Raw genomic sequence first — 25,753 nt, 5'->3', positions numbered from 1 at the left:
GTCGTACCCCAGGTTTACCGTACGACTACCTGTCGTACAGCTTCCGGCCCCCGCCGAGCGTGTCATCGTCTCCAGATCATTACCGAAATTTCACCTTTCACCCAGGTGGCATGCGGCGAACATCCGGCGAGGCGGCCGCCCCTACCATGGTCAGGTGAGCCTCTACCGCGACGAGGGCGTCGTGCTGCGCACCCAGAAGCTGGGCGAGGCCGACCGCATCATCACGATCCTCACGCGCCGCACCGGCAAGGTCCGCGGCGTGGCCAAGGGCGTCCGCAGGACCATGTCGCGGTTCGGCGCGCGCCTGGAGCCGTTCTCCCACGTCGACCTGCAGCTTCACGCGGGCAGGACGCTCGACGTGATCACGCAGGTGGAGACCCTCCACCCGTACGGCGAGGCGATCGTGGGCGACTACCCCCGCTACACGGCGGGGTCCGCGATGCTGGAGACCGCCGACCGGCTCACCGTGGGGGAGAAGGAGCCGGCGCTGCGCCAGTTCCTCCTGCTGGTCGGCGGCCTGCGCACGCTCGCCGAGGGCGGTCACGAGGCCCGGCTGGTGCTCGACGCGTTCTTCCTGCGCTCGCTCGCGGTCGCGGGGTACGCCCCGGCCCTGTCGGAGTGCGCCCGCTGCGGCGCGGAGGCCGTGCGCGCGTTCGCGATCGTGGCGGGGGGCGTGGTGTGCGGGGCGTGCCGCCCGCCGGTCGCCGCCGTCCCGGCCGCCGAGACGATCGCGCTCATGATCGCGCTGCTGCGCGGCGACTGGCCGGCGGCGGACGCCTCCGAGTCCCGGCACCGTACCGAGTGCAGCGGCCTGGTGGCCGCCTACCTGCAGTGGCACCTGGAGCACGGCATCCGCTCACTGCGCCACGTCGAGAGGGAGTGGCCCGCGGGCCCGGTCCCCGGCGCGTGGTGGCCGGCGGCGGAGCCCGGCCGGCCGGGGGACGAGGCCGGGGATTCCGAGCCCGGCCGCGAGCCCGGGCCGTCGGGCGGCGACGCCTGGGACCCGGAGTGGCCCGGTGACGAGCCCGCGCCGTCAGGGGACGACGCGTGGACGTCCGGGCGGCCTGATCGTGAGCCGGGCCCGCCGGGGGACGACGCGACCTGGGGCGCACAGCGGGGCGCACAGCGGGGCGCGGAACGGGGCGCCCGGGCCGGGGAGGACGCCGCGCGGCGGGGCGGCGAATTCGCGCAGGATCCGCACATCTCCCGCACCTGAGGACCACGCCCGACCCAATACGCTCGGAACATGGTCCGTCCACCGACTCCGCATCCGTCAGGCGCCACCCCTCCGCCCATCCCGCGCGACCTCCTCCCGAGGCACGTCGCGATCGTCATGGACGGCAACGGCCGCTGGGCCAAGGCCCGCGGCCTGCCCCGCACCGAGGGGCACAAGATGGGCGAGGCGTCGCTGTTCGATGTGATCGAGGGCGCGATCGAGGTCGGCATCCCCTACCTGTCGGCGTACGCCTTCTCCACCGAGAACTGGAAGCGCTCGCCCGACGAGGTCCGCTTCCTGATGGGGTTCAACCGCGACGTCATCCGCAGGCGCCGCGACCAGCTCCACGCGATGGGCGTGCGGGTGCGCTGGGCGGGCCGTCCGGGACGGCTGTGGAAGAGCGTCATCAAGGAGCTCCAGGACGCCGAGCAGATGACGGTCCGCAACAGCACGCTGACCCTGCAGTTCTGCGTCAACTACGGCGGCCGGGCCGAGATCGTGGACGCCGCCGTACGGCTGGCCCGGGAGATCGCGGCCGGGCGGGTGAAACCGGAGAAGGTGTCCGAGAAGCTCTTCGCCGGCTACCTCGACGAGCCCGAGATCCCGGACGTCGACCTGTTCCTGCGCTCGTCGGGGGAGCAGCGCACCTCGAACTTCCTGCTCTGGCAGTCGGCGTACGCCGAGATGGTGTTCCTCAACCAGCTCTGGCCCGACTTCGACCGCCGCGACCTGTGGCAGGCCTGCGAGATCTACGCCAAGCGGGACCGCCGCTACGGCGGGGCGATTCCCAACGAGGCGGGCGGCGCCTGACGCGGCACGTCCGTCAGGACGCGGGGCGGCGCCGGGCCCGGTAGGCGGCCACGTGCATCCGGTTGCCGCAGGTGCGGCTGTCGCAGTAGACCCGGGAGCGGTTGCGCGACTCGTCCACGAAGACGTGGGAGCAGTCGGGGGCGGCGCACGTCCGCAGCCGCTCCCACTCGTCCTCGACGATCACGTGGGCGAGCGCCACCCCGCAGTCCGCGGCGAGGTGCTCGGCGACAGACGCGCCCGGCGCGAAGTAGTGCACGTGGACGGGGAAGCCGTCGTGCTCGGTGAGGCTCGGCGTGATGCGGGTGCGCCCGAGCAGCGTGTTGAGCAGCGCGATCGCGGCCCGACTGTCGGGCGCGGTGAACACCTCGTGGAAGTCGCGCCGCAGCGCCCGCACCTCGGCCAGGTCGTGGTCGGTCACCCGGCCGACGCCGCTCACCTGACGCTGGCGGACGAACGCCTCGAGGTCCTCGACCCCGGCCAGCCCGTCGCGCTCGTCCGCGCCCGTGTTGATCAGCTCGACCACGGTCGCCAGCGAGTACACCATGTCATGGCTGAACGGCACGGCCTCTCCCTCTGTCCGGCGGTGGCAGCGTACCTCTCCGGGCGCCCGCGTGGGACGGCGTCGCCGCACGGCGTACGACGCGGGGCGCGCCGCCGACCGGTGCGGGGCGCCGGGGGACGGGACCTCAGGCGTTCGCCGCCGATACGGCCGACGCGCACGACCCGCAGGTGCCGAAGACCTCGACGGTGTGGGTGACCTGGGTGAAGCCGTGCTCGGCGCCCACGACCTCGGCCCACCGCTCGACGTCGGGCCCGGCCACCTCGACCGTCAGCCCGCAGTGACGGCACACGAGGTGGTGGTGGTGCGACTCGCTCTGGCAGGCGCGGTAGACCGACTCGCCCTCGTCGGTGCGCAGGACGTCGACGCGGCCGGCGTCGGAAAGGGACTGCAGGGCGCGGTAGACGGTGGTGAGGCCGATCTTCGAGCCGTCCGCGCGCATCTCGGCGAACACGTCCTGCGCGCTCCGGAACCCCGTGCTCTGCCGGAGGATCTCGTGAACGGCGTCGCGGCTCTTGGTCATCAGGACTCCTGTGTGCGGCTTCCCCACGAATCTACCGAGCCCGCAGCGGGGATCGGACCTGCGGCGAGCCGCTCCCGCCGGGCGTTCCCCGATGCGCTCCACTCCTCAGATTAGGCCGAATCGGGTGGCCGCGAGCAGCACGATGAAGGTCACGAGCGCCACCCGCAGGAGCCGCCCGGCGGGGCGCAGCGAGGGCCACGAGAGGTAGGCCAGCCACAGGACGAACGCCAGCACCGGGAGCACCGCGATCCCGCCCCGCCAGTCGGCGACGACCAGTCCGGCGAGCAGCAGCGCGACCATGACGACCGGCACCACCCAGCGCGGGAGCTGGAAGAGGAACACCAGCGGCGCGGCGCTCTTCAGCTCGACCGACCGCCGCAGCCCGGTGGCGCCGGGGGTGAAGAACTGCTCGCCCGCCGGCAGCGGCCGCCGCGCCGGGCGCGCGGGCCGCGCCCCGGCCGTCCCCGGGGCCGGCTTCCTCGCCAGCGGGTGCGCGGGGGCCTTGGGACGACGTGTCGGGTCGGAGTCGCGTGCCACACGACGAGCCTAGTCACCCCCGCCGCCGCGGCGCACCTGCCCGGGCGCGGTGCATCGCTCCGGCCTCGGGTGGCGTACGGGACGGGCGGCGGGACGCGGCGCGGCGGCGGGATGGCATGCTGAACGCCATGCTCGCCGTGATCCGCTACTCGGTGCCCGGTTCGCAGGCCGACGAGTTCGCCGTCCAGGCCCGCGCCATCCTCGACGTGCTGGCCGCCCAGCCGGGATACCTGCGCGGGCAGGTCGGCCGGTCGGTCGACGAGCCCGTCCTGTGGGCCCTGGTCAGCGAGTGGGAGGGTGCCGGCTTCTACCGGCGGGCGCTGTCGGCGGCCCGGATGGCGATGTACCCGCTGATGACCCTGATGATCAACGAGCCGAGCGCGTTCGAAGGCGTCTACGGCCTGCCGGACGGCGGCGCGGCCGGGTCTGTCGGCAAGGCCTGAGCGCGGGGGCGCGCGAGTCCCCTAAGCTTGACCACAGATTCGGGCAGGTGCCCAGCCGATCCGGCTGCCCCGGCGGAGATCACGCCGGCCTGCCCGGTCGATCGAGCGGGGTCCCGCGGATCCCGAGCTGATCTCAACGCCGACACCCAGCCGGATGGAGTCCCACTGATGGCACGTCGCACCGACGTCCTGGAAACGATCGTCAGCCTCGCCAAGCGCCGCGGGCTGGTCTTCCCGTCGAGCGAGATCTACGGCGGCCTCCGCGCGTCCTGGGACTACGGACCCCTCGGTGTCGAGCTGAAGAACAACGTCAAGCGCGAGTGGTGGAAGGCCATGGTCCAGGGCCGCGACGACGTCGTCGGCCTCGACTCGTGCGTCATCCTCGCCCGGGAGGTCTGGCAGGCCAGCGGCCACGTCGACACCTTCACCGACCCGCTGACCGAGTGCCAGTCGTGCCACAAGCGGTACCGCGCCGACCACCTGCTGGAGGCGTACGCCGAAAAGCACGGCAGCGAGCCGGCGGGCGGCCTGGCCGACATCACCTGCCCCAACTGCGGCAACAAGGGCACCTTCACGCCGCCGCGGCAGTTCAGCGGCCTGCTGAAGACCTACCTCGGCCCGGTCGAGGACGAGTCGGGCCTCGCCTACCTGCGTCCGGAGACGGCCCAGGGCATCTTCATCAACTACCTGAACGTCCAGCAGTCGGCCCGCAAGAAGATCCCGTTCGGCATCGGGCAGATCGGCAAGTCGTTCCGCAACGAGATCACCCCGGGCAACTTCATCTTCCGGACGCGCGAGTTCGAGCAGATGGAGATGGAGTTCTTCGTCAAGCCCGGCACCGACGAGGAGTGGCACCAGTACTGGATCGACGAGCGCCTGCGCTGGTACGTCGACCTCGGCATCAACAAGGACAACCTCCGGCTCTACGAGCACCCCAAGGACAAGCTGTCCCACTATTCGAAGCGGACCGTCGACGTCGAGTACCGCTTCAACTTCGCGGGCGGCGAGTGGGGCGAGCTCGAGGGCATCGCCAACCGGACCGACTTCGACCTGACGGCCCACGGCAAGGCGTCCGGCACGGACCTGTCGTTCTTCGAGCAGGACACGGGCGAGCGCTACGTGCCGTACGTCATCGAGCCGGCGGCGGGTGTGGACCGGGCCACGCTGACGTTCCTCCTCGACGCCTACACCGTGGACGAGGCGCCCAACGCGAAGGGCGTGATGGAGGAGCGCACGGTCATGCGGCTCGACCACCGGCTGGCGCCGGTCAAGGTCGCCGTGCTCCCGCTGTCGCGCAACGCCGACCTGTCGCCCAAGGCGCGCGACCTGGCCGCCCGGCTGCGCCGCCGGTGGAACGTGGACTTCGACGACGCGGGCGCGATCGGCCGCCGCTACCGCCGCCAGGACGAGATCGGCACGCCGTTCGCCATCACGGTCGACTTCGACACCCTCGAGGACCAGGCCGTGACGATCCGCGAGCGGGACACCATGGCCCAGCAGCGGGTCGCGCTCGACCAGGTCGAGTCGTACCTGCGCCAGCACCTCAACGACTGACGCGCGGGCAGGGAGGCGCCTTCCGGGAATTCCCGGGAGGCGCCTTTCGCTGTCATTCCCGAATTTCACTGAGGGAATAATGCGCCAATAGTGAAATGTGCCCAGGGCGAAACGACCAGGCCTTTTCCTGGGGCGCGGGGATATGGTCGCCTCACCGGCGAAACCACGATCGACAGGGGGACCACATGGACTCGGCGTCCGACCCGCTCGCCTCGGCTCAGCTGGGGCAACGCCTGCTGGAGCAGCGCATCGTCGTGCTCGGCCAGGAGGTGACCGACGAGATCGCCAACCGGATCTGCTCGGAGTTGCTCCTGCTCACCGCGGAGGACTCCCGCCGCGACATCAGCCTCTACATCAATTCCCCCGGCGGCTCGGTGTCCGCGGGAATGGCGATTTACGACGTCATGCAGTACGTCCCGAACGACGTCGTGACGGTGACCATGGGCCTGGCCGCCTCGATGGGCCAGTTCCTGCTGTGCGCCGGCGCCCGGGGCAAGCGGTACGCCCTGCCGCACGCCCGGATCGTCATGCACCAGCCCCTCGGCGGGATCGGCGGCACTGCCTCCGACATCGCCATCCAGGCCGAGCAGATGCGTTACACGAAGAAGACGCTGGCCGAGCGGATCGCGTTCCACACCGGGCAGCCGCTGGAGCGGATCGAGGAGGACTCCGACCGGGACCGCTGGTTCACGGCCGAGGAGGCGAAGGAGTACGGCTTCGTCGACCACGTGGTGGCCGGGCTCGGAGCCGTGCGCACGCGGAGCTGAGCCGCCCACGGCCCGGCGCGGGCTGGGCGGTCTCGCGGGGTGCCGACGGCCGCAGGCCGGCGGAGGCCCCGACGGTCTCACCGGGTGACGACGGCCGCGGGTCAGCCGGCGAGGGGAGGTCTGGCCGGGGGGACGGGCTCGGCGGTCCGGTACCGGGCCGGCGGGAGCCCGGTGACCCGCTTGAAGGCGTTGCTGAAGGCGCTCTCCGAGCCGTAGCCCCACTCGGCCGCGACCGAGGCGACGGTGCGGTCCCCCGACCGCAGGGCCCGCGCGGCGGACCTGATGCGCCACTGCATCAGATAGTCGAGCGGGGTCGTCCCGACCAGCTCCTTGAAGCGCTGGGCGAAGGTGGACCGCGACATCCCCACCGCCGCCGCCAGATTGGCCACCGTCCAGCGGCGGGTCGCCTGCCGGTGCATGAGGGCCAGCGCCGCGCCGATCTGCGGGTCGCCCAGCGCGCCGATCCAGCCCGGCAGCCCTTCAGATTCGGCCAGGTGCGCCCGGAGGACCTGGATGAACATGATCTCCGTCAGCCTCCGGACGGTCGCCTCCCCGCCCGGCGCCGCGGCCGTCGTCTCCGCGCCGAGCACGTCCAGCAACGGCCGCAGGACCCGGGCCTGCGGGCCCCCGGCGGGCACGCGGGTGACCGGGGGCAGGTGCTCAAGCAGCAGGGCAGCCGTCACCTCGTCGAGCGTGATGCTCCCGCCCACCAGGACGGCCGGTTCCCCGCCCGCCTCCAGACCCGCCCCGGCGTACCGGACGTTCCGCGGGTCGCGGGCCTGCCGGTAGACCTCGGCGCCGTCGTCGGGGGCGAGGCCGGGGCCGCTCCCCACCTGGTACGGCCGCCCGCCCGCGAGCAGGTAGCAGTCGCCCCGCGAGAGCCGTACCGGGGGAGCGCCGTCGGGGGCGAGCAGGCACGCGCCCGACACCACCGCGCCGACCTTCACGTGCCGGTACGCGGGGAAGCACAGCGCCCAGCGGCCGGTCGCCTCGAAGCGCGAGGCGTAGGCCGCGCCGACGTTCGCCATGGTCAGGACGTCGGACAGGGGGTCCCTCTGACGGTCCATCGCACCTCCGGACGGTCGCGCATGCATCACGGACTCTGTCTCATGGATCGCCCCACACCTGCGGCTGTAGCGTTCCAGCGACTCACCACGTGAAAGGTATAAAAGTATGCATTTCGCGCAACTCGGGACAACTGGCGTGTTCGTCTCCCGCGTCTCGCTGGGGGCGATGAGCTTCGGGGGACGCGGGTCCCAGGTGTGGGGCGCGGTCGGGGGACTGGACGTCAAGGAGACCGACGCGCTGGTCGGCGCCGCCCTCGACCGGGGGGTGAACCTGATCGACACGGCTGACCTGTACGGCGACGGCGAGTCGGAGGAGCTTCTCGGCCAGGTGCTCGGCGCCCGCCGCCGTGACGTCGTCCTGGCCACCAAGTCGACGGCCCGGGTGGGTCCCGGGCCCAACGACTCGGGCCAGTCGCGGCTGCACGTCATGCGGTCGCTGGAGGACAGCCTGCGGCGGCTCCGGACCGACCACGTCGACCTTTACCAGATCCACAACTACGACCCGTACACGCCGTTCGAGGAGTCGCTGGCCGCGCTCGACGACGCCGTGCGCCAGGGCAAGGTCCGCTACGTCGGCGCGTCCAACCTGACCGCCTGGCAGACGATGAAGGCCCTCGGCGTCTCCGATCGCCGGGGCTGGACGCGGTTCGCCTCCCTGCAGTCGTACTACTCGCTGGCGGGGCGCGACATCGAGCGGGAGATCCTTCCCGTGGTCCGCGCGACCAGGGGCTCGGCCTGCTCGTCTGGAGCCCGCTCGCGGCCGGGCTGCTGTCCGGCAAGTTCGGGCGGGAGGGCACGGCGGACGGCGAGGCCCGCCGCACCCGGTCCGCGTTCCCGCCGGTCGACCTGGAGCGGGCCTACGACATGATCGACGCGCTGCGCGCGGTCGCGGCCCGGCACGGCACGACCGTTGCCCGCGTGGCGCTGGCCTGGGTGCTCGCCCAGCCCGGGGTCACCAGCGCGATCCTGGGGGCCAAGCGGCCGGAGCAGCTGGAGGAGAACCTGGCGGCCGTCGACCTGGAGCTGACGGAGGAGGACCTCGCGGAGCTGGACGCCGTCAGCGCGCTACCCGTCGAGTACCCGGCCTGGATCCAGGACGGCGGCGCCTACCGGCTTCCCCCAGACGGCCTGACCCCCGCCCCGGCGGAGCCTCGGGGCGGGGCGAGGTCCGTTCAGCAGCGGGTGCCCCGGGCCGGGACCTTGCCGTCCAGCAGGTAGGAGTTGACGGAGTTGTCGATGCAGGCGCTCTGGCCGTAGGCGCCGTGGCCCTCGCCCTTCAGCGTCAGCAGGACGGCGGTGCGCAACTGGGCCGCGAGGCGCGGCGCCCACTGGTACGGCGTCGCGGGGTCGTTGGTCGTGCCCACCACGACGATGGTGCCGGACCCGGTGGCGTTGATGCGGCGGGCGGCGTCGTCGCCGGGGACCGGCCACACGCTGCAGCTCCCGGCGCTGATCGCGGTGGAGGCGAAGATGGGCGACTGCTTCTCCAGCCGCTTGGCCAGGTCCTCGGCCTGAGCGACGGACGGCCGATCGGTCGTGTCGGCGCACAGGACGGCCGGCAGCGAGAACTGGAGGGTCGAGTAGGTGCCGTCGGGCTGCCGTCCGGCGTACTGGTCGGCCAGCGCCAGCAGGCCCCGGTAGTCGCCCTTCCTGCCCTCGTTGATCGCCTCGGTGAGCAGCGGCCAGGTCAGTTTGCTGTAGAGGGCCTGGGTGACGCCGGCCCGGGCGATGTCCTCGGTGACGACCCGGGAGCCCGCCTTCCCGGGGTTCCTGCCCAGGTCGTCGAGCAGCTTGATCACGGTCTGGGTGGCGGCCGGCGGGTCGGCCCCCAGGGGGCAGCTCGTGCGGGTCCTGGCGCAGTCGGCCAGGTAGTCGTCGAACGCCTTCTGGAAGCCCAGGGCCTGGGTCTTGGCCATGTCGAGCATGCCCACCGACGGGTCCACCGCCGCGTCGAGCACCATGCGGCCGACCTTCTTGGGGAACTGGGTGGCGTAGACGGCCCCGAGGTGGGTGCCGTACGAGAAGCCCAGGTAGTTGAGGCGCGACTCGCCCAGCGCCTGCCGGATGGACTCCATGTCCCGTGCGGCGTTGACGGTCCCGACGTACGGCAGGATGCGGCCGGCGTTGCGCTCGCACCCCTCGGCGAACTCGCTGACCAGCCGGGTCTCCGTGGCCGTGCTCCCGCTCGGCTCACGGGCCATGTACTGGTCCATCTGGGGGCCGCTCAGGCACCGGATGCCGCTGCTGCGGTCGACGCCCCGGGGGTCGAAGCTGACGAGGTCGTAGCGGCGGCCGAGCACGGAGAACGCCGAGGCCGCGTTGGCGAGCGTGGTCACTCCTGACCCGCCGGGGCCGCCGAAGTTGAACAGCAGCGAGCCGATGCGGTGGGAGGGGTCGGTGGCCCGCAGGCGGATCAGGGCGATCCCGATCTTCTCGCCCTGCGGCTTGGCGTAGTCGAGCGGCACCCGCAGGGTCGCGCACTCGAACCCGGCCGACGAGGAGGTCTCCTCGCACTGGTGCCACGGCAGCGTGTCGGCCCGGCTGGCGTACCCGGCGGGGGACAGCCCGGTCCCGCCGCATCCCGATGCGGCCATCACCAGGCAGCCCGCCCCCAGGAACCTCGCCAGCGCGACGCGCCAGACACTCCGCGACACCGCTACCCCTCCGTCGTTCGACTGTATTCGGAGGGTTGCTCCTTTATACCGCAGGCCCCTCCCTTAAGGCCGTGAACGCGCCGGTGCGGACGGGCGGAGAGAATGGTCTACACCATTTAACCGGGGTGAAACAGAGGCGCGGGTCCCGGCCCTTGGCCGGAAATTGGTTTATACCAGTGCGAATGCCGGGGAATGCCGGGATCCCTTTGCCGTGACGAGAAGTGGATTAGACCTCCATGGGCGGACCCACCTGCGGATACACCTTTTCTCCGATGGAGTGACGTTTGGTCATCATTTTCACCGGTAGAGTCCGGATGCAGGCTGCGTCAGCGCGTTTCATTGAAGTCGGAGAAGGAGCGTCACATGCCCAAGTACGTTTACGACTTCACCGAGGGCAACAAGGATCTCAAAGATCTCCTCGGCGGTAAGGGCGCCAATCTGGCGGAAATGACCAACCTCGGGCTCCCCGTGCCCCCCGGCTTCACGATCACGGCCGAGGCGTGCCGCCACTACCTCCGTCACGGCGGCATGCCCGAGGGGCTCGGAGACGAGATCGGGTCACATCTGGCCGCGCTGGAGGCCCGGATGGGCAGGCGTCTGGGCGAGGCCGACGACCCCCTGCTGGTCAGCGTCAGGTCGGGGGCCAAGTTCTCCATGCCGGGCATGATGGAGACCGTCCTCAACATCGGGCTGAACGACCAGTCGGTCCTCGGGCTGGCCAAGCAGGCGGGCAACGAGCGCTTCGCATGGGACTCCTACCGCCGCCTCATCCAGATGTTCGGCAAGACCGTCCTCGGCATCGACGGCGAGCACTTCGAGGACGCGCTCGACGAGCTGAAGGGCGACCGGCACGACACCGACCTGGAGGCGTCCGACCTGCAGCGGCTCGTCGAGACCTTCAAGGGCATCGTCCGCAGGGAGGCGGGCCGCGAGTTCCCCTCCGACCCCCGCGAGCAGATGGACCTGGCCGTCGCGGCCGTCTTCGCGTCCTGGAACGCCCCCCGCGCCGTCCTCTACCGCCGCCAGGAGCGCATCCCCGCCGGCCTCGGGACCGCGGTGAACGTGGTCGCCATGGTCTTCGGCAACCTCGGCGACGACTCCGGCACCGGCGTGGCCTTCACCCGCGACCCCGGCTCCGGCAGGCAGGGCGTGTACGGCGACTACCTCCAGAACGCCCAGGGCGAGGACGTGGTGGCGGGCATCCGCAACACGGTCCCGCTGCAGGAGCTGGAGACCATCGACCCGGCCTCCTACCGCGAGCTGCTGGACATCATGGCCACGCTGGAGCGGCACTACCGCGACCTGTGCGACATCGAGTTCACGATCGAGCGCGGCAAGCTGTGGATGCTCCAGACCCGGGTGGGCAAGCGCACCCCCGAGGCCGCGTTCTGCATCGCGTCGCAGCTGGTGGACGAGGGCCTGATCGACCTGGACGAGGCCGTCGAGCGCGTCACCGGAGACCAGCTCGCGCAGCTGATGTTCCCCCGGTTCTCCGGGACGGCGGACAACCGCCGGCTGACGACCGGCATGAACGCCTCGCCCGGCGCGGCCGTCGGCAAGGCGGTGTTCAGCTCGGAGCGGGCCGTCGAGCTCGCCGGGCGGGGGGAGGACGTCATCCTCGTCCGCAGGGAGACCAACCCCGACGACCTGTCCGGGATGATCGCCGCGCGCGGCGTGCTCACCTCGCGCGGCGGGAAGACGTCGCACGCCGCCGTCGTCGCCCGCGGCATGGGCAAGACGTGCGTCTGCGGCGCGGAGGAGCTCGACGTCGACCCCCACGAGCGGCGCTTCACCGCCCCCGGCGGGATCACGGTCGAGGAGGGCGACGTCATCTCCATCGACGGGGGCACCGGCGCCGTCTACCTCGGCGAGGTGCCGGTGGCGCCGTCGCCCGTCGCCCAGTACTTCGAGGGCCGGTCCGTGGACGGCGAACTCGTCGCCGCGGTCGACCGGCTGATGACCCACGCCGACTCCGTGCGCCGCCTGGCCGTGCGCGCCAACGCGGACACCCCCGAGGACGCCGCCCGCGCCCGGAGGTTCGGCGCCCAGGGCATCGGGCTGTGCCGGACCGAGCACATGTTCCTCGGGGAGCGCCGCCGCCTCGTCGAGGACCTCATCCTGGCCTCGACCCCGCGGGAGCGGCAGACCGCGCTCGACGCGCTCGAACCGCTCCAGACGGACGACTTCACCGGCCTGTTCGCCGCGATGGAGGGCCTGCCGGTCACCATCAGGCTCATCGACCCGCCGCTGCACGAGTTCCTGCCGGACCTCACCGATCTGGCCGTCCGGGTGGCCCTCGCCGCGGACGGGGCGTCCGCGCGCGACCGCAGGCTCCTGGAGGCCGTCAGGCGGCTGCACGAGGAGAACCCGATGCTCGGCCTGCGGGGGGTGCGGCTCGGCCTGGCCGTCCCCGGGCTGTTCGCCATGCAGGTGCGGGCCATCGCCGCCGCCGCGCGGCGCGCCGCCGACCCCCGCGCGGAGATCATGATCCCGCTCGTCGGGGCGGTGCAGGAACTGGAGATCGTGCGCGAGGAGGCCGTGCGGATCCTGGCGGAGGCGGGGGTGAGCGCGCTGATCGGCACGATGATCGAGGTGCCGCGCGCGGCACTCACCGCCGGGCGGATCGCCGGGGCCGCCCAGTTCTTCTCGTTCGGCACGAACGACCTCACCCAGATGACCTGGGGCTTCTCCCGCGACGACGTGGAGAGCTCGTTCTTCGGCAAGTATCTCGACCTCGGCGTCTTCGGCGTCTCGCCGTTCGAGTCCATCGACCGGGAGGGCGTCGGCCGGCTGATGCGGATCGCGGTCGAGGAGGGCAGGAGGGCGCGGCCGGACCTGAAGCTCGGCATCTGCGGCGAGCACGGCGGCGACCCCGACTCGGTGCACTTCTGCCACGACATCGGGCTCGACTACGTCTCCTGCTCGCCGTTCCGCATCCCGGTGGCCCGGCTCGAGGCGGGGCGCGCCGCGCTGGTGAGCGGAGGGTCCGACACCCGCTGAGTGGAAATCCACAGAGCATCGCGACCGATTGTGGAAGCCGCTGGTCAAAACGGCGGCGGTTGACGGAGGCGCCGCGGCGGGTTCCGGGCTATTGATGGCCCGGAACGGTTTGATCACTCTACGTACCTACCCGAGGGAGGACGTGGAGTGAGAAGACGTCACCACCTGCCCGTGCTGGGAAGCGTCGCGGCGCTCCTCGCCGTCCTGCTCGTGGGCACGCCGTCGCCGGCCGTGTCCGCGGCGGGGCCGGCGGGGACGGCCGCGTCCGCGCCCGAGCCGCCGCCGTCCCTGCGGTACACGGTCGACGGCCCGGCGACCGCCGCGCAGCGGACCGCGGTGGCCAGGACCGGGGCCGCCATCGACGCCGTGCACGGCCGCAGCGTGACCGTGACCGCCACCGCGGATGAGGCCGCGGCCATCCGCCGGCTCGGCTACACGGTCAAGGAGCTCGAGGAGGCGCAGACCCTCGACTTCCCGTCGGCAGACTCCGGCTACCACAACTACGCGGAGCTGACGGCGGAGGTGAACGCGATCGTCGCCGCCCACCCCGGCATCGCGAGCAAATTCACCTATGGCCGCTCGTACGAGGGGCGCGACCTGATCGGCGTGAAGATCAGCGACAACGTCGGGACGGACGAGAACGAGCCCGAGGTGCTCTTCACGGCCAACCAGCACGCCCGCGAGCACCTCACGGTGGAGATGGCGCTCTACCTGATGCACCTGTTCGCCGACAACTACGGCAGCGACAGCCAGATCACCGACCTGGTGAACTCGCGGGAGATCTGGATCCTGCCCGACCTCAACCCTGACGGCAGCGAGTACGACGTGGCGACCGGGTCGTACCGGTCGTGGCGCAAGAACCGCCAGCCCAACTCCGGGTCGTCGGCGGTCGGCACCGACATCAACCGCAACTGGGCCTACAACTGGGGCTGCTGCGGCGGCTCGTCCGGCAGCACGTCGAGCGAGACGTACCGCGGCTCGGCGGCCGAGTCGGCGCCCGAGGTCAAGGCGGCCGCCGACTGGGTCCGCAGCCGGGTGGTCGGCGGCGTCCAGCAGATCAAGGCCGCCATCGACTGGCACACCTACAGCGAGCTGATCCTCTGGCCGTACGGGTACACGACGGCCGACACCGGGCCCGGCCTCACCCAGGACGACCACGACGCGTACGCGACGCTGGGCCGCAGCATGGCCGCGACCAACGGCTACACGCCCGAGCAGGCCAGCGACCTCTACATCACGGACGGCTCGATCGACGACTGGATGTGGGGCACGCAGAAGATCTTCACGTACACGTTCGAGATGTACCCGACGACGGACAGCCCGGGGTTCTACCCTCCGGACGAGGCGATCGCGGCGCAGACCTCGCGCAACCGGGCGGCGGTGCTGCTGCTCACGCAGTACGCCGACTGCGTCTACCGGGTCATCGGCAAGGAGGCCGCCTACTGCGGCACGGGCACCCCGCCCACGACCGTGTACTCCGACACGTTCGAGACGGCCACCGGATGGACCGCGAACCCGGCGGGCACGGACACCGCGACGTCCGGGGCGTGGGAACGGGCCGACCCCGCCGCCACGACCTCCAGCGGGGCCAAGCAGCTCGGCACCACGGTCAGCGGCAGCTACGACCTGGTGACCGGCGCCTCCGCCGGGGCGAGCGCGGGCGACAACGACGTCGACGGCGGGGTGACGACGATCCGCTCGCCGGCGATCACGCTGCCCGCGTCCGGGACGCTCAGCCTGTCGTTCTCGTGGTACCTGGCCCACGGGTCGAACGCGTCGTCGGCCGACTACCTGCGGGTCAAGGTGGTGGGCGGCACCACGAGCACGGTGTTCGAGCAGCTCGGCGCCGCCGTCAACCGCGACGGCTCGTGGAGTGTGGCGACCGCGTCGCTGAACGCGTTCGCGGGCCAGACCGTGCGGATCCAGATCGAGGCCGCCGACGCGTCGACGGCGAGCCTCGTCGAGGCGGGGATCGACGACGTGAAGATCACCAAGTCCTGACCGGCCGGTGGGAGCGGGCCTACACCCACTCCCACCGGATCCCCCGGACGCCCGGCCGCACGTCGGTGTCGAGCAGGTGCGCGGCGCCGAACGCGTCGACGCGCAGCTCGCCCGCGTCCCGCGGCGGGGCCGAGGCGTCCGGGGACCAGGTGTGGAAGCACCGGACGGGCAGGCGGGCGCCCTTGAACCTGACCTGCACGAGGTCCTGGCCCACGGGGACCCGGATCCGCCGTTCGTGCCGGTCGGCCCGCGGCGCGGCGGGGGAGAACGCCGCCCAGTACTCGGCGACGTGGGTCTCCCCGGCGGCGAGCGGCCTGTCGAAGATCAGCTCGGTGAGCAGCCCGGTGCCGGTCTCGTCCGCGCTGCTGCGCCCGACCCGGCAGTACTCGGCCCGCAGGAGCGTCGCGCCGGGCGGCAGCGCGACCAGATGGCGGTCCACCCCCGGGACGGTCGCCCGGAGGACGGTGCGCGCGTGCGCCCGGTGCCGTCCGCGCTCGGGGTCCACCGTCACCTGCTCGTGGTGGCTGAGGACGGCGAGCGGGTCGCGGGCCCGCTGAGCGAGCCCGCCGCGGGGCCGGGGCGGCCCGAGCAGGCCGATCAGGGAGTAGTCGGGCAGGGCGAGGATGGCCTCCAGCTCCCGGACGGCCGCGAGGGACGCGGGCCGCTCGGGACGCGACCGGCCGCGCTGCCAGTAGCTTAGGCTCGACAGGCTCACCCGGACGCCGCGCTCGCGCAGCCGGGCGTGCAGGCGGTCGAGGCTCAGCCCCCGGGCGCGGATGGCGGCCCGCAGGGCGTGCTCGAAGGGCCCCGATCGGAGGACCTCCGTGAGCTCGTGATCCACCACCAGGGCTCCTTCTCGGGGAGTTCCCAGAGTGTCCGAGGAAAGCCGAGTATCACTCATGCCAGGGGTGGCGACAAGAGGGACGAAGAGGTGTATTTCACCACTACCGCGAATCGAGTGTCGTGAGACGGGACGAACGCGGGTACGCTCCATTCCCCGCTGCCGGGGACGGCCGGAGGGAGGCGTCGCACAAGCGGTGAGGCAAGGAGGACCAATGGCCCGCTATGACGAGCACGACCAGGCACGATGGGTGCCGGAGCCGCCGGGAGACCCCGAGCGGAGCGCGTTCGAGCGAGACCGGGCCCGGGTGCTCCACAGCGCCTCGCTGCGCCGCCTGGCCGCCAAGACCCAGGTGGTGACCCCCGCCGACTACTCCAGCCTGCACAGCCCCCGCACCCGGCTCACCCACTCGCTGGAGTGCGCCCAGATCGGGCGGGAGATGGGCAAGGTCCTCGGCCGCGACCCCGACCTCGTGGAGACGGCCTGCCTCGCCCACGACCTCGGCCACCCGCCGTTCGGGCACAACGGCGAGGCGGCGCTCGACGAGCTCGCGCGGCCGTGCGGCGGGTTCCAGGGCAACGCGCAGAACCTGCGGCTGCTGACCCGGCTGGAGGCCAAGGTCGTCACCGAGGACGGCCGCAGCGCCGGGCTCAACCTGACCCGGGCGTCGCTCGACGCGGTCTGCAAGTATCCGTGGGCCGCCTCGACCTGCCGGCTCCCGGGCGTCCCCCAGGCCGGCGAGGGCCAGCCGTACTGCGTCTACCCGGACGACCTGGGCGTCTTCGCCTGGGTGAGGGAGGGCGCCCCCGAGCGCCGGCTGAGCTTCGAGGCGCAGATCATGGACTGGGCCGACGACGTGGCCTACTCCGTCCACGACCTGGAGGACGCGCTGCTGTCGGGGTACGTCACGGCGGCCGAGCTGCGCGACCCGGAGGAGCGCCTGGAGGTGTGCCGGCTCGCCCGGGCCTGGTACGTCCCCGACGCCGATCTGAACGAGCTGGCCGAGATCTTCGCCCGGCTGGTCGCCGGGCCGCTGTGGCCGGGCCGGTTCGACGCCGGGCTCGTCGACCTGGCCGCCCTCAAGCGCCTCACCAGTGCGCTCATCGGCCGCTTCTGCCGCTCCGCGCAGGACGCCACCCGGGAGGCGTACGGGGACCGTGCCCTGGCGGGGCCGCGGTCGCACGACGAGGCGGACGGCCGCTACTCGGCCGACCTGGTCGTGCCCCGCCTCACCCGGCTGGAGTGCGCGCTGCTCAAGGGTGTCACCGGCCGCTACGTGATGTCCCGGGAGGACCACCACGCCACCCAGGCGCGGCAGCGCGAGCTGATCGCCGAGCTGGGCGCGCTGATCGTCCAGGGCGCGCCGGAGACGCTCGAGCCGGCCCTGCGGGCCGACTTCGCGAACGCGCCCGACGACGCCGCCCGGCTGCGCGCGGTCGTGGACCAGATCGCCTCGCTCACCGACGCCTCCGCCATGGCCTGGCACCGCCGCCTGGCGTCCGCGCCGCCGGCCGGCCGGGCCGTGCCGTCCCGGGTCACGTCCTGGGGCCGCCGCCAGTCCTGGTGACCTGTGAGGCCGCCCGGCGGGACGGGGATCACGGCGTGCTGCCTATCGGAAGCTCGGCCTGGACGGTGAAGCCGCCCTCGTCGCGGGGTTCTGCCCGCAGCCGGCCGCCGAGGGCGGCGACGCGTTCGTGCATCCCGAGCAGTCCGATGCCGGGCATCGGGACGGTGCCCGGCGCGGCCGTGCCGTCGTCGTCCACCCGTACGGCGAGGGCGTCAGGACGGTAGTCGATCCGGATCGAGGCGGTGGTGGCGGCCGCGTGGCGGGCGATGTTGGTGAGCGACTCCTGGACGATGCGATAGGCGGTCCGGTCCACGGCCGCCGGCAGATCGCATCGCCGTCCTCCGATCGTCAGCGTCGTGTCCAGCCCGCTCGTACGGGCCCGTTTCACCAGCTCCGGCACGTGGTCGAGGCCGCGCGGCGGGCCCGTGCCGTCGTCGCGCAGCGCCTCCAGGGCGGCGCGCAGCTCCCGCATCGCCTCCCGCCCGGCCTCCTGGATCGCCAGCAGGGCGTCCGGCACCTTCTCACCGCGCTTGCGGGCCAGGTGAACGGCGACCTCGGCCTGCACCTTGATGACCGAGATCTGGTGGGTGAGCGAATCGTGCAGCTCCCGCGCGATGTGCAGCCGCTCCTCGTCGGCGCGGCGCCGCGCGGTCTCCTCCCGGGTGCGCTCGGCCTCGTCCGCCCGCCGTTCGGCCTGCCGCAGAGCCTCCCCCGCGGCGCCGGCGGCGATCAGCCAGGCCAGCTCGAGGGCGCCTCGGGCCTGCGCCAAGGCCGCGCCCAGGTCGTGCAGGCCCGAGGCCAGCGCCGCGAGTGGGAGAACGGCCAGCATGATCACGCTCACCGCCACTGTGGTGGTGCGGTGTCCCGCCCGCACGGCCCCGTACACCGCGAACAGGTACGCGACGGCGGGAACGTCGAAACCGGCGGCCTGGTACCCCACCGCGCACAGCCCGGTGACGGCCAGGACGAAAACCGGCGCGCGGCGGCGCGCGCCCAGCGCCAGGCCGCCGGCCGCCAGCAGCGCGTAGCCGGGCAGGTCGAGGTTCGTGGCGGAGTGCCGCCCGGACAGCCCGGTGAACAGCAGCGTCGCGGCCACGCAGACCGCGATCGCCCAGTCTCCGGCACCGGCGCGGACAGCGAACCGTCCTGTGCTCATGCGCGCACCCTAACCGGAGGCCGGCACGGGCGACTCCTGCGCGAGGAGGATCGGCCGGCTACCGCACGCGCAGTACCTTCGCGGCTCCTACGGCCCTCGCAGTAGGCGGACGCCGTAGGGGGACGCGGTCGTCCTGGTCGCGGCCGGCGCCCCCGCCGCGGCGGACGGCGCGGGCGGCGGCCGGGGCCGGTCTACTGGAATTCGGAGTCCGTGCTCCGGCCCGGGGCGGGGTGGGCGACGGGGTCCCATATGGGGGAGCGGCCGAGGAACGCGAGGATCTCGGCGAACGGCGACGCCCCGGCTGGAGCGCGCAGCGCCGGCCGGAACGCCGCCCCCGGCACCAGGCGCGCCCGCCCGTCCGGCACGGCCAGGGCGAGCGGGCGGCAGGCCTCCGCCAGGCCGGGCTCGGGCTCGTACACGGTCCCGAGCGACCGCGCCACGTCCCAGGTGTGCACGAGGTAGTCGATGAAGTGGAACCCCATGGCCTGCGCCGCGGGGAACACCGCCTCCTCCCCGAACTCGGGCAGGGCGAACCGGCGGCCGAACACCCCCTCCGCGGCGAACGCCGCGGTCACCCGCTCGGCGGCCGCGGCGTAGGCGGCAGGCGGGTCCTCCCCGAGCGGGCGGACCCGCCAGGCCTCCCGATCCGCCCCCGTGCCCTCGGCGGCCGCCGCGAAGCCGTGGTGCTGGGCCGTCATGTGCCCGAGCAGGTCGGCCAGTGTCCACCCGGCGCACGGCGTGGGGCGGGCGAGATCGCCCGCCCCGATCCGCGTGACCATCGCCACGCTGTCGAGGACGGCCCGCCGGTCCAGGTCCCGTATGTCCATTACGCCTCCCGCAGAAGATAAGCAGGCGCCTATCGTATGCGCATGCTTATCATTTGCCAACGCGTACGCTGTGACGGGTGCGAGACCGTCCCGACCTGGCCGCGATGACGGAGACGCTGAGCCGGGCTCTGGTGGAGGCCGAGCGGCCCGTGCTGGCGGAGCACGGCCTGACGATGTGGGCCTACGTGGTGCTGCTGGCGCTCGGCGACCGGCCGCTGCGGACGCAGGCCGCGCTGGCCGAGTCGATCGGGGCCGACAAGACGCGGATCATCGCCGTGCTCGACGGCCTGCAGGGCCGGGGCCTGATCGACCGCGTGCCCGACCCGGGCGACCGGCGCGCCCGCCTGCTGTCGCTCACGCCGGAGGGACGCCGCGTGCGGGATGCCGCGCGGAGGGGCATCCGGGCCATGGAGGAACGGGTGCTGGCCCGGCTGGCGGAGGAGGACAGGGAGCCGTTCCTGCGCGCCCTGCGCACGCTGTCCGCCCTCGCGCCGGGCTTTCCGTGAAGCCGATCGGCGCCTCCTACAGGGGCACGACCACCCGCGTGTCGTCGGGGTCGGCCTTCTTCGGCGGCTTGGTCTCCTGCTCCTTCTGCGGAGAGCCCGGCTTGGAGGCGCACAACTGGACGCAGGCCGGGAGCGTGCCAAGCCGCTTACGCAGCGCCAGGGTCTCCTTGCGCGGCGACAGGGTCCGGTTGCCGTCGTCCCAGGAGTCCAGGTAGGTCCACGGCGGCACCATGCCGCGGCGGATCCACCAGTACTGCGGCGGCGCCGGCCACGACATCGCGAAGTAGAGGTTGGGCGCGGTGTCGCGGGCGTTCCCCGAGTTGCCCACCCTGCCGAGAAGCTGCCCCGCCTTCACCTTCGCGCCCACCCGCACGGCGTCCTCGACCGAGTCGAGGTGGCCGCCCAGGTACAGCACGCCGTCCTCGCCCTTCACGGTGACGAAGCGGCCCTCGCGGTCCGCCCCGCGGTCGGTGGACGGCGTCCACTGGTTCCGGACGTTCACCTCGGTCACCACGCCGTCCACGGGCGAGACGAAGGCGCACCCCCGGCCCGCCCAGATCGTGGTCTTCGGCAGCACCAGCAGCTTCCGGGAGTAGGACACCCGGCACCCCTTCACCGGGAAGGCGTAGGTGTAGGGCGACAGCTTCGGCGGAGGCACCCGTACCGGGTCCTCGGCCGGGGGCGGAACGATCCCGCCCGGGGACGGATGCCCGGCGACGGGCACCGGAGGCGAGGGCGGCAGCGTGCTCACACCGGCCACCCCGGCGGGCGCGCCGCACGAGGCGGCCAGGCACGTGGCGCCCGCGAGGGCGGCCAGTCTCCCCGATCGCATGATCTCCACCTGGTCGACATTACCGAACCTGTCCTTTTTACCGGGACGATCGCATTCGTCACGACCAGTTGGCGAAAGTCGTATCCGTACCGTGGTGGACCGATCTCATCCGTGATGCCGATGAGACGGGCGCAGCTCAACGTGTCGTCCCCACGCTCTAGACTCGCGAGCGTGGCAGGGCGGATAAGTGACGAGGACATCGCGCTCGTGCGGGAGCGCTCGCCGATCGCCGACGTCGTCGGCGAGCACATCCAGTTGCGCAACGCGGGCGGGGGCAACCTCAAGGGGTTGTGCCCGTTCCACGACGAGAAGTCGCCCTCGTTCAACGTCACGCCGGCCCGGGGCTACTACTACTGCTTCGGCTGCGCCGAGGGCGGCGACGTCATCACGTTCGTCCGCAAGATCGAGAACCTGACCTTCACCGAGGCCGTGGAGCGGCTCGCCCAGCGGGCCGGCATCCAGCTCAGGTACGAGCAGGGCGGCTACGTGCCGGGGCGCGAGCAGGGAGAGCGGCTGCGCCTGATCGAGGCCCACAAGGCCGCCGCCGAGTTCTACGCCGCCCAGCTCGCCACGCCCGATGCGGCGCCGGGGCGGCGGTTCCTGTCGGAGCGGGGCTTCGAGCGGGCCGACGCCGAGCACTTCGGGGTGGGATACGCCCCCGCCGAGTGGGAGGCCCTGTCCCGCCACCTCATGGCCCGGGGCTTCACCTCGCAGGAGCTGATCAAGGGCGGGCTCGCCCGGGAGGGCCGCCGCGGGCCGGTCGACCGCTTCCGCGGCCGGCTCGTCTGGCCGATCCGCGACATCACCGGCGACGTCATCGGTTTCGGGGCGCGCAAGCTGCTCGACTCCGACGACGGCCCGAAATATCTCAACACGCCCGAGAGCCCGATCTACCACAAGAGCTCCGTGCTGTACGGCGTCGACCTGGCCAAGCGGGAGATCGCGCGGCGGTCCCAGGCCGTCATCGTCGAGGGGTACACCGACGTGATGGCCTGCCACCTGGCCGGCGTCCCGACCGCGGTCGCCACCTGCGGCACGTCGTTCGGGGAGGACCACATCAAGGTCCTGCGCCGGCTGCTGCTCGACCAGGCCGAGTTCCGCGGCGAGGTCATCTTCACCTTCGACGGCGACTCCGCCGGGCAGAAGGCCGCGCTGCGGGCGTTCCAGGACGAGCAGAAGTTCGTCACGCAGACCTTCGTCGCGATCCAGCCCGACGGCCTCGACCCCTGCGACCTGCGGGTCAAGCACGGCGACGCGGCCGTGCGCGACCTCATCGCGGGGCGCGAGCCGCTGTTCGCCTTCGCCATCCGCAGCGTGCTGTCCCGCTACGACCTGAACACCAACGAGGGACGGCTCGCCGCGCTGGACGCCGCCGCCCCGGTCGTCGCCTCCATCAAGGACCCCGGCCTGCGCAAGGCCTACCTCGTCGACCTCGACCGCTGGCTCGGCTTCATGGACGAGGGGTTCGTCATCCAGCGCATCCAGCAGGTCGCCGGCCTGCAGCGCGGTCCGCAGCGAGGCCCGGGGCAGCAGGCCGCGGCCCGCCCGGGCAGGCCGGGGGCCGCCGCGCCTCCCGCGCCGGCCCGGCAGGAGCCGCCCGACCCCGCCATACGGCTGGAGGCCGAGGCGCTCAAGCTCGCCGTCCAGCGGCCTGCCCTGCTCGGCCCGGAGTTCGACGCGCTCGGCCCCGGCACCTTCACCCGGCCCGAGCACGTCGCGCTGCACGAGCTGATCATGGCGGCGGGCGGCACCGCCTCCGGCGGCCCGGGCGGCCGTGAATGGGTCGACCGGCTGCTCGTCCAGGCGGCGGAGACCCCGGCGCAGGGAGAGCCGGGAATCGACCTGCCGTCGCTCGTCACGCGGTTCGCCGTCGAGGCGCTGCGCGCCGACGTGAGCGGCGAGGAGCGATACGGCACGGCCGTTCTCGCGAAATTGCAGGAGACCGCCGTGGGCCGTGCGGTGATCCAGGTGAAGTCGCGTCTCCAACGTCTCAACCCGGTCGACGAACAGCAGGAGTACAACCGTCTCTTCGGCGAGCTCGTGGCCCTGGAGCAGCAGCGACGCGTGTTGCGGGAACGCGCGACCGGGGCCTGAATTAACCACCCTTTCCAGATCTCACAGTCGCCAAACATATGTTTTGATCTCGATTCGGTATTGACTTCTGCCTTACCTTGGGTGACAAAAATAGGCCTGCCATTTTGCGGTGCCTATACCGCACACTGTGATGCGTGGGTGCATCGGTGCTGCCAAGCAGGCCGCCATCGGTAGACCAGGTGGCGGACCTCGTCGCTAAGGGAAGGGAGCGCGGAAGCGTCACGGTTGACGACGTGGCCGCCGCGCTCGACCGATCCGAGCTTCCCGCCGACGCGCTGGAGCGCGTCGTGCGCATGCTCGCCGAAAACGGGGTCGAGGTCCTCGAGCCGCAAGGCGACGAGGAGCCCAGCAGGCCCGACGAGGAGGATGTCGGCAAACGGGCGCCGACGAGCGACCTGGTCAGGATCTACCTCCGCGAGATCGGCCGGGTTCCGCTGCTCACCGCGGAGGAGGAGGTCGAGCTCGCCAAGGCCATCGAGGCGGGGCTGTTCGCCGAGGACAAGCTCTGCGAGAGCGGCGCCGCCCGGCTGGGCCGCCCCGAGCTGGAGGACCTCGTCTGGGAGGGCGTGCGGGCCAAGCAGCGCCTCATCGAGGCCAACCTGCGGCTCGTGGTCTCCATCGCCAAGCGGTACGTCGGCCGCGGCATGCTCTTCCTGGACCTGATCCAGGAGGGCAACCTGGGCCTGATCCGGGCGGTCGAGAAGTTCGACTACACCAAGGGCTACAAGTTCTCGACGTACGCCACCTGGTGGATCCGGCAGGCGATCACCCGGGCCATCGCCGACCAGGCCAGGACGATCCGCATCCCGGTGCACATGGTCGAGACGATCAACAAGCTCGTCCGGGTGCAGCGCCAGCTCCACCAGGACCTCGGGCGCGAGCCGGCCCCCGAGGAGATCGCGGCGGAGATGGACCTGCCGATCGACCGGGTCGTGGAGATCCAGCGCATCGCGCAGGAGCCGGTCTCCCTCCAGTCGCCCATCGGTGAGGAGGACTCCGACCTCGGCGACTTCATCGAGGACGCCGACGCCGTGGTGCCCATCGAGGCGGCCGCCTTCATCATGCTCCAGGACCAGCTCGACGACATCCTGGCCACGCTGTCGGAGCGCGAGCAGCGGATCATCCAGCTGCGCTTCGGTCTCGCGGACGGCCACCCCCGGACGCTGGAGGAGGTCGGCCGGGAGTTCGGTGTGACGCGCGAGCGCATCCGCCAGATCGAGTCCAAGACGCTGGCCAAGCTGCGCCACCCCACGCGGGCGCAGATGCTGCGCGACTACCTCGACTGACGCGCCGTCGACGGGGCCCCGCGGAGACCCTCCGCGGGGCCCCGCCGCGTCCGGGGGACCGGACCCACGCGGCCTGGCCGCGTCGAGAGGGCCGGACACGCGCGGGCCTGGCCTGGGTTTGGAGGGCTGGACGCGGGCGGCCTGTGGGCCCGTACCCGGCTCGTGGGCGGCCGGCGGGGCCGGATAGCCTGCGGACGTACCCGACGACGGTCGCGCTCTCTGGCGGTGCCCCTTGGCTGACTCGAAGCCCTCCCTCTTCGGCAGGTCCGTGCGCCTGCTCGGCTCCCGCCGCCTGCCCGCGGAGGTCCGCGCGGCTCTCGCCCTCGACGCCGGGGAACGGCCCATCAGCCACGCCCGGACGTCCGAGGGCGACTACGTCGTGGCGACCACCCACGCGCTCCACCTGCCCGGCGGCCTCCGCCTGCCCTGGCACCTCATGGACAAGGCGGTGTGGGACGAGGAGGGCGTGACGGTCACCATGACCGACGGGCTGGCCCACCGCGTGACCCTGCCCGAGCCGGGCGCGCTGCCCGAGACGGTCAGGGAGCGCGTCACCGCGTCGATCGTGGCCAGCCGCCACGTGGCCCTGGACGCCCGCGGGGGAGTGCGTCTGGTCGCCCGCCGCGTGCCCGGCTACGACACGCCGCGATGGGAGTTCGTCTTCGACCCGGGCCTCGACGCGTCCGACCCCGGCCTGCGCGCCCTCGCCGAGCAGGCCCTGGAGGAGATGCGGCGCAGCCTCGGCGTCTGAACGGCCGCCGGCCCGCCGAGAAAACGAACAAAAGGGATATAGCCGGAGGTTCATTACTAATTCGGCGATTCCGGAAACGAGACCGTATGCGAGAAAGCCCCCAGCGGTCGCCGGGGGCTGTCGCGCCTGCTGCCGTACGCGGGGGATATGTCAGGTGAGCCGGTCGGGGTCGGTGCTCGGCCAGCCGGTCGCGGCCCCCACCCTGTCGGTCTCCCACGACTCCTGTCTGCGCAGGAACGGCACCTTGGCGCCGAGTCTGTCGCCCGCGAGGTCCTTGGCCTTGCCCGCCACCTTCGACGCCTGGGCCCCCACCAGCCCCGCCGCCTCCTGGACCGACGGGCTGTCGGCGACCCGCTGCGCGAAGCGCTTGATCTGCTCGTACCGCTCGCGCCCGGCCCGCGTGCCGAGGACGTACCCGACCGCCAGCCCCGTGACGAACATCGCCTTGTACCGCATCTTCCACCTCCCGCGCTCGTGTTCCCCGCACCCCCTACCCCGAGGGCCTGCAACTATCCAACAGCAATGGATGTGACAGACACCCCCCGGAGTGCGCTAATCTAGTTCCGCGCCGCAAGGAAGGCCGAAAGGCCAGGTCGGGCGGAGCGAAGCAGTCCCGTGTAGCTCAATCGGCAGAGCAGCCGGCTGTTAACCGGCAGGTTATAGGTTCGAGTCCTATCGCGGGAGCTTCTCACACCCCGGCGGGGGGCGATCGACAGGTCGCCCCCCGCCGGGGTTTTCGCGTTGCGCCTGTCCCACCCGGCA

The 25,753-nt window shown here is 72.3% G+C and carries 23 protein-coding genes, 1 tRNA gene and 1 pseudogene; 15 read left to right on the top strand and 10 right to left on the bottom strand.

Features of this window, described 5'->3' with window-relative positions:
• Positions 1 to 154: 154 nt before the first annotated feature.
• Together recO and Mco01_RS02820 are read left to right on the top strand one after the other, a co-directional pair.
• A pseudogene (gene recO, locus Mco01_RS02825) lies at positions 155 to 877 on the top strand (DNA repair protein RecO); the annotation flags it as partial.
• A 369-nt stretch (positions 878 to 1,246) separates the two neighbouring features.
• On the top strand, positions 1,247 to 2,026 hold the full coding sequence (locus tag Mco01_RS02820) for an isoprenyl transferase (RefSeq protein WP_204055316.1): 780 nt from the start codon (positions 1,247 to 1,249) through the stop codon (positions 2,024 to 2,026).
• 13 nt (positions 2,027 to 2,039) lie between these two features.
• Here the strand turns inward: Mco01_RS02820 and Mco01_RS02815 are convergent, their stop codons facing one another.
• From Mco01_RS02815 to Mco01_RS02805, 3 genes are all read right to left on the bottom strand, one after another.
• Positions 2,040 to 2,588 carry a CGNR zinc finger domain-containing protein gene (locus tag Mco01_RS02815; protein WP_239103289.1) on the bottom strand — a complete coding sequence of 183 codons (549 nt, stop codon included), beginning with the start codon at positions 2,586 to 2,588 and terminating at the stop codon, positions 2,040 to 2,042.
• 124 nt (positions 2,589 to 2,712) lie between these two features.
• Positions 2,713 to 3,108, bottom strand: a complete 396-nt coding sequence (locus tag Mco01_RS02810; protein WP_204055315.1) for a Fur family transcriptional regulator — start codon at positions 3,106 to 3,108, stop codon at positions 2,713 to 2,715.
• Between the two features lie 105 nt (positions 3,109 to 3,213).
• The gene (locus Mco01_RS02805; RefSeq protein ID WP_307825550.1) at positions 3,214 to 3,645 is read right to left on the bottom strand and encodes a DUF6703 family protein; all 432 of its coding nucleotides are present in this window, start codon (positions 3,643 to 3,645) and stop codon (positions 3,214 to 3,216) included.
• Positions 3,646 to 3,773: 128 nt separating this feature from the next.
• Between Mco01_RS02805 and Mco01_RS02800 the strand changes: the two genes are divergently transcribed.
• The 3 genes from Mco01_RS02800 to Mco01_RS02790 all read left to right on the top strand — a co-directional run bounded on the left by Mco01_RS02800 (position 3,774) and on the right by Mco01_RS02790 (position 6,409).
• The gene (locus tag Mco01_RS02800; protein WP_036323946.1) at positions 3,774 to 4,088 is read left to right on the top strand and encodes an antibiotic biosynthesis monooxygenase family protein; all 315 of its coding nucleotides are present in this window, start codon (positions 3,774 to 3,776) and stop codon (positions 4,086 to 4,088) included.
• Positions 4,089 to 4,256: 168 nt separating this feature from the next.
• Positions 4,257 to 5,642 (top strand): glycine--tRNA ligase, encoded by a 1,386-nt coding sequence (locus tag Mco01_RS02795; RefSeq protein ID WP_204055314.1) that lies wholly within the window; start codon positions 4,257 to 4,259, stop codon positions 5,640 to 5,642.
• Positions 5,643 to 5,827: 185 nt separating this feature from the next.
• On the top strand, positions 5,828 to 6,409 hold the full coding sequence (locus Mco01_RS02790; RefSeq protein ID WP_204055313.1) for an ATP-dependent Clp protease proteolytic subunit: 582 nt from the start codon (positions 5,828 to 5,830) through the stop codon (positions 6,407 to 6,409).
• 101 nt (positions 6,410 to 6,510) lie between these two features.
• Here Mco01_RS02790 and Mco01_RS02785 read toward each other — a convergent pair whose 3' ends face one another.
• Positions 6,511 to 7,476 (bottom strand): AraC family transcriptional regulator, encoded by a 966-nt coding sequence (locus tag Mco01_RS02785; RefSeq protein WP_204055312.1) that lies wholly within the window; start codon positions 7,474 to 7,476, stop codon positions 6,511 to 6,513.
• Between the two features lie 106 nt (positions 7,477 to 7,582).
• On the opposite strand from Mco01_RS02785, the gene Mco01_RS02780 reads away from it, so the two are divergent.
• Entirely contained in the window at positions 7,583 to 8,344 is a 762-nt protein-coding gene (locus tag Mco01_RS02780) for an aldo/keto reductase (protein WP_204055311.1), read from the top strand.
• Positions 8,242 to 8,694: an aldo/keto reductase gene (locus tag Mco01_RS02775; protein WP_307825555.1), complete on the top strand. Its 453-nt coding sequence runs from the start codon at positions 8,242 to 8,244 to the stop codon at positions 8,692 to 8,694. Before Mco01_RS02780 ends, Mco01_RS02775 begins: the two co-directional genes overlap by 103 nt.
• Here Mco01_RS02775 and Mco01_RS02770 read toward each other — a convergent pair.
• The gene (locus tag Mco01_RS02770) at positions 8,649 to 10,130 is read right to left on the bottom strand and encodes an alpha/beta hydrolase (protein ID WP_239103288.1); all 1,482 of its coding nucleotides are present in this window, start codon (positions 10,128 to 10,130) and stop codon (positions 8,649 to 8,651) included. The genes Mco01_RS02775 and Mco01_RS02770 overlap by 46 nt on opposite strands.
• Before the next feature lie 363 nt (positions 10,131 to 10,493).
• Here Mco01_RS02770 and ppdK point away from each other — a divergent pair, with 363 nt between their 5' ends.
• Positions 10,494 to 13,130: a pyruvate, phosphate dikinase gene (gene ppdK, locus Mco01_RS02765; protein WP_204055309.1), complete on the top strand. Its 2,637-nt coding sequence runs from the start codon at positions 10,494 to 10,496 to the stop codon at positions 13,128 to 13,130.
• 147 nt (positions 13,131 to 13,277) lie between these two features.
• Positions 13,278 to 15,131, top strand: a complete 1,854-nt coding sequence (locus tag Mco01_RS02760; RefSeq protein WP_239103287.1) for a M14 family metallopeptidase — start codon at positions 13,278 to 13,280, stop codon at positions 15,129 to 15,131.
• A 19-nt stretch (positions 15,132 to 15,150) separates the two neighbouring features.
• Here the strand turns inward: Mco01_RS02760 and Mco01_RS02755 are convergent, their stop codons facing one another.
• Complete coding sequence (locus Mco01_RS02755; protein ID WP_036322207.1) at positions 15,151 to 15,975, bottom strand: hypothetical protein; 825 nt, start codon at positions 15,973 to 15,975, stop codon at positions 15,151 to 15,153.
• A gap of 211 nt (positions 15,976 to 16,186) precedes the next feature.
• Here Mco01_RS02755 and Mco01_RS02750 point away from each other — a divergent pair, with 211 nt between their 5' ends.
• Positions 16,187 to 17,539: a deoxyguanosinetriphosphate triphosphohydrolase gene (locus tag Mco01_RS02750; protein WP_204055308.1), complete on the top strand. Its 1,353-nt coding sequence runs from the start codon at positions 16,187 to 16,189 to the stop codon at positions 17,537 to 17,539.
• A 28-nt stretch (positions 17,540 to 17,567) separates the two neighbouring features.
• On the opposite strand, the gene Mco01_RS02745 is transcribed toward Mco01_RS02750, so the two are convergent.
• Entirely contained in the window at positions 17,568 to 18,695 is a 1,128-nt protein-coding gene (locus Mco01_RS02745) for a sensor histidine kinase (RefSeq protein WP_204055307.1), read from the bottom strand.
• A gap of 191 nt (positions 18,696 to 18,886) precedes the next feature.
• The gene (locus Mco01_RS02740) at positions 18,887 to 19,522 is read right to left on the bottom strand and encodes a TIGR03086 family metal-binding protein (RefSeq protein ID WP_204055306.1); all 636 of its coding nucleotides are present in this window, start codon (positions 19,520 to 19,522) and stop codon (positions 18,887 to 18,889) included.
• A gap of 77 nt (positions 19,523 to 19,599) precedes the next feature.
• Between Mco01_RS02740 and Mco01_RS02735 the strand changes: the two genes are divergently transcribed.
• Complete coding sequence (locus Mco01_RS02735; RefSeq protein WP_204055305.1) at positions 19,600 to 20,028, top strand: MarR family winged helix-turn-helix transcriptional regulator; 429 nt, start codon at positions 19,600 to 19,602, stop codon at positions 20,026 to 20,028.
• Between the two features lie 16 nt (positions 20,029 to 20,044).
• Here the strand turns inward: Mco01_RS02735 and Mco01_RS02730 are convergent, their stop codons facing one another.
• A complete protein-coding gene (locus Mco01_RS02730) occupies positions 20,045 to 20,860 on the bottom strand; it encodes a M23 family metallopeptidase (protein WP_204055304.1) in 816 nt (271 codons plus the stop codon).
• 171 nt (positions 20,861 to 21,031) lie between these two features.
• Here Mco01_RS02730 and dnaG point away from each other — a divergent pair, with 171 nt between their 5' ends.
• From dnaG to Mco01_RS02715, 3 genes are all read left to right on the top strand, one after another.
• Positions 21,032 to 22,954 carry a DNA primase gene (gene dnaG / locus Mco01_RS02725; protein ID WP_204055303.1) on the top strand — a complete coding sequence of 641 codons (1,923 nt, stop codon included), beginning with the start codon at positions 21,032 to 21,034 and terminating at the stop codon, positions 22,952 to 22,954.
• Positions 22,955 to 23,100: 146 nt separating this feature from the next.
• On the top strand, positions 23,101 to 24,240 hold the full coding sequence (gene rpoD, locus Mco01_RS02720; protein WP_036322200.1) for an RNA polymerase sigma factor RpoD: 1,140 nt from the start codon (positions 23,101 to 23,103) through the stop codon (positions 24,238 to 24,240).
• Positions 24,241 to 24,472: 232 nt separating this feature from the next.
• Positions 24,473 to 24,991, top strand: coding sequence for a hypothetical protein (locus Mco01_RS02715; protein ID WP_239103286.1), 519 nt, complete (start codon positions 24,473 to 24,475; stop codon positions 24,989 to 24,991).
• A gap of 150 nt (positions 24,992 to 25,141) precedes the next feature.
• On the opposite strand, the gene Mco01_RS38885 is transcribed toward Mco01_RS02715, so the two are convergent.
• The gene (locus tag Mco01_RS38885; RefSeq protein WP_239103285.1) at positions 25,142 to 25,447 is read right to left on the bottom strand and encodes a YtxH domain-containing protein; all 306 of its coding nucleotides are present in this window, start codon (positions 25,445 to 25,447) and stop codon (positions 25,142 to 25,144) included.
• 155 nt (positions 25,448 to 25,602) lie between these two features.
• Between Mco01_RS38885 and Mco01_RS02705 the strand changes: the two genes are divergently transcribed.
• Positions 25,603 to 25,675: transfer RNA gene (locus Mco01_RS02705), tRNA-Asn, on the top strand.
• Positions 25,676 to 25,753: the final 78 nt, after the last annotated feature.

The sequence above is a fragment of the Microbispora corallina genome, from assembly GCF_016863035.1.
Taxonomy (GTDB): Bacteria; Actinomycetota; Actinomycetes; order Streptosporangiales; family Streptosporangiaceae; genus Microbispora; species Microbispora corallina.
The sequence above is the reverse complement of the archived record's forward strand: the minus strand, read 5'-3'. Positions and strand labels throughout refer to the sequence as shown.